The organism is Mailhella sp. (genome assembly GCF_057866825.1).
Genome location: NZ_DBMAHT010000178.1, coordinates 1 through 3,286, shown reverse-complemented (window position 1 = coordinate 3,286; position 3,286 = coordinate 1). Strand labels below are relative to the sequence as shown.

Here is a 3,286-nt window from a genome sequence, read left to right as displayed (position 1 = left end):
TCGCTCGATCCCGTGGCGGGCGGCCCTGCCGACGCCCCCGCCGACTACTATGAACAAGTGATGCGCAACAATCTGCGCACGCTGGAGAACGCGCTTGGAAAACGATAACACTCCCGCCATCGTCTTTGATCACGTCAGCGTGACGCGCAGCGGCCTCAACATCCTCGACGGGGTGAACGCCACCGTGCCCCGCGGCAGCTGCACCGTGCTCATCGGGCCCAACGGCGCGGGCAAGACCACGCTGCTGCTCGCCCTGCTCGGCGAAGTAGGCTACCGCGGCAGCATCACGCTCGGCGGAGGCAAGGGCCTGCGCATAGGCTACGTGCCGCAAAAGCTCGTGCTCGACAGAGGCATGCCCTTCACCGTGGCCGAATTTCTTTCCATGGGCGTGCAGAAGCGCCCCCTGTGGCTGGGCATTTCCCGCGCGGCCAAAAAGCAGGCCCTCGAACTGCTCGACGAAGTTCACGCCGCCCACCTCATCCGCCGCCGCGTGGGCACGCTCTCCGGCGGCGAAATGCAGCGCGTGCTGCTCGCCCTGGCCCTGCAGCAGAATCCCGAACTGCTGGTGCTCGACGAACCTTCCGCCGGCGTGGACTTTGAAGGCGGAAGACTCTTCTGCGAACTGCTCGACGATCTGCGCAAAAGTCAGGGATTCACGCAGATCATGGTCAGTCACGATCTCGGCATGGTGGCTCATCACGCCACCTGCGTGATCTGCCTCAAGCGCCGGGTCATCGCTCAGGGGCCGCCCGCCGAAGTGCTGAACGGACGCGTGCTTCAGGAGCTGTTCGGCATGCACATGGGCCTCATCTGCGCGCAGGATCATCTGCACGCCATGCCCAAACCCGACGCCGCCCCCGCGGCGCAACCGCTCAGCGGAGAACCTCGTCATGACTGATCTTTCCTGGCTTTTCCATCTGGCCTCCCTCTTCCCCCTGGACGGCATGGACATGCGCTTCATGCAGCAGGCCCTCGTGGCCCTCGTGCTGCTCGCTCCCATGACCGCCGCCCTCGGCGTGCAGGTGGTCTATTACCGCATGGCCTTCTTCTCCGACGCCGTGGGGCATTCCGCCTTTGCAGGCGTGGCCATCGGTCTGGTGCTGGGCGTGAATCCGCACATTTCCATGCCGCTGTTCGGTCTGGCCGTGGGGCTTGTCATCATGTTCATGCAGCGATTCAGCGCCCTGCCTTCCGACACCGTGATAGGCGTGGTCTTCTCCGCCGTGGTGGCCGGAGGTCTGGCCGTGGTGAGCCGCAACAACACCATTGCGCGCGATCTTCAGCAGTTTCTCTACGGCGACATCCTCACCATGACGGAAACCGACATCTGCTGGCTGCTCGCGCTCTTCGTCCTCTTCGTGATCTTCCAGGTATGCGCCTTCAACCGCCTGCTCTACGCGGGCACAAGCGGCATCATCGCCCGGGCGCACCGCGTGCCCGTGGCCCTCTTTGAATACCTCTTCGCCGCCCTGCTCGCGCTCGTGGTCATGTTCTCGGTGTGGGGCGTGGGCGTGCTGCTCGTCACGGCCATGCTCATCGTGCCCGCGGCCGCGGCGCGCAACTTCGCCTCCAGCGCAGGCGGCATGTTCTGGTGGGCCATTCTCGTGAGCCTCACCTCCGCCGTGGCCGGGCTCTGTCTTTCCGTCCAGCCCTGGATGGGAACCGCCACCGGCGCCACCATCATTCTCGTCAGCTGCGCCTGGTTCGTCGTGAGCGTGGTGGTCTCCGCCGCGCGCAACGAACGGCAGGCCTGACGCGCACAAGCGCCCGTCCGCGCATCTTTTTCGGATGTTCTGCAAAAACGCCTTCGGCTGCGGTCGAAGGCGTTTTTTTTGCCCGACTTTGCGCCTTCCGTCCGAAACGAAGGACGGACTAAAAAATGTTCACTTTCGCGAAGACAGAACAAAATATTTCAAGAATGCCCGACAACGTTGAACAGCAAGGCCCCGCGCCTGTTGTCGCGACGCAACTTCACGGGAATCCTTTCCGCGCGCAGGACGCGGACTTGATGTTTCCCTGCAACTCGTTACACTTGTTCTGCCGAAACGGGCACAACAGCACCGCCTCAACGGCGTTCCGCAACGTGAGCGTCGTCACATTTCATCATCCGCACGGGCGGCACGGCCGCATTTGCTTCCCGGCCGCGCCCCGACCTCCACGGAAGGCGCGTTGCCCGTTATCGCTCTGACACCATAAAAGGAGATTTGCCTGTGGGACATCACCTCATGCTTGAAAAGCAGTCCGCCTACGGACGAATGATCGACCGACTCAACCGCTTTCCTCAGGGTGCGCCGGAATCAAAGACGCTGTACTCCATCCTGAAGATGCTCTTCACGGAAAAGGAAGCCGACCTTGTGGCCCAGATGCCCATCAAGCCCTTCACCGCGGCCGACGCGGCGAAGCGCTGGAACATGTCGGAAACGGAAGCGCACAAGATTCTGGACAACCTTGCGAGCCGCGCCATGCTCGTGGACATGGACAATCACGGCGAGCAGATGTACTGCCTGCCCCCGCCCATGGCCGGATTCTTTGAATTTTCCATGATGCGCGTGCGCCAGGACATCGATCAGAAAACCCTCGCCGAACTCTTCAATCAGTACATCAACGTGGAAGAGGACTTCATGCGCGAGCTCTTCGTCACCGGCGACACGGGCCTCGGCCGCGTGTTCGTGCAGGAGCCCACGGTGAAGGAACCCTACGCCATGGAAATTCTCGACTGGGAAAAGGCCACCCACGTCATTGAAACGGCTTCCCAGTGCGGCATAAGCATGTGCTACTGCCGCCACAAGAAACAGCACCTCGGCACGGCCTGCGACGCCCCCATGGACATCTGCATGACCTTCAACACCGCCGCGCATTCGCTCATCAAGCACGGCCACGCCCGCGAAGTGAGCAAAAGCGAGTGCATGGAACTGCTGCATCAGGCCTGGGAACACAACCTCGTGCAGTTCGGTGAAAACGTCCGCCAGGGCGTGAACTTCATCTGCAACTGCTGCGGCTGCTGCTGCGAAGCCCTCGGCGCGGTCAAGCGCTTCCAGATGACGCAGACCATCCATTCCAACTTCATCATGCAGAGAAACGAATCCGCCTGCGTGAACTGCGGACGCTGCGTCCAGCTCTGCCCCGTGAACGCCCTCACCATGGAACGCGACGCCGAAGGCCATCGGCACATCGAGTTCAACGCCGAACTGTGCCTCGGCTGCGGCGTGTGCACGCGCGGCTGCAATCACGGAGCCATTACCCTGGTGCCCCGCCCCGAACGCACGATCACGCCTCTGAACACCAC

The 3,286-nt window shown here is 62.5% G+C and carries 3 protein-coding genes; all 3 read left to right on the top strand.

From position 1 onward, the window contains the following. Positions 1-94 precede the first annotated feature (94 nt). Complete coding sequence (locus tag ACZM96_RS10325; protein ID WP_489488940.1) at positions 95-898, top strand: metal ABC transporter ATP-binding protein; 804 nt, start codon at positions 95-97, stop codon at positions 896-898. Beyond that, positions 891-1,754, top strand: coding sequence for a metal ABC transporter permease (locus ACZM96_RS10320; RefSeq protein ID WP_294489106.1), 864 nt, complete (start codon positions 891-893; stop codon positions 1,752-1,754). The genes ACZM96_RS10325 and ACZM96_RS10320 overlap by 8 nt, the downstream gene beginning before the upstream one ends. 456 nt (positions 1,755-2,210) lie before the next feature. Beyond that, positions 2,211-3,286: 4Fe-4S dicluster domain-containing protein (locus ACZM96_RS10315; RefSeq protein WP_489488938.1), on the top strand; the 1,076-nt coding region annotated here is incomplete at its 3' end.

Coding starts and splice junctions, on each gene's coding strand:
- ACZM96_RS10320 (WP_294489106.1), top strand. CDS start 891: ATGACTGATCTTTCCTGGCTTTTCCATCTGGCCTCCCTCTTCCCCCTG.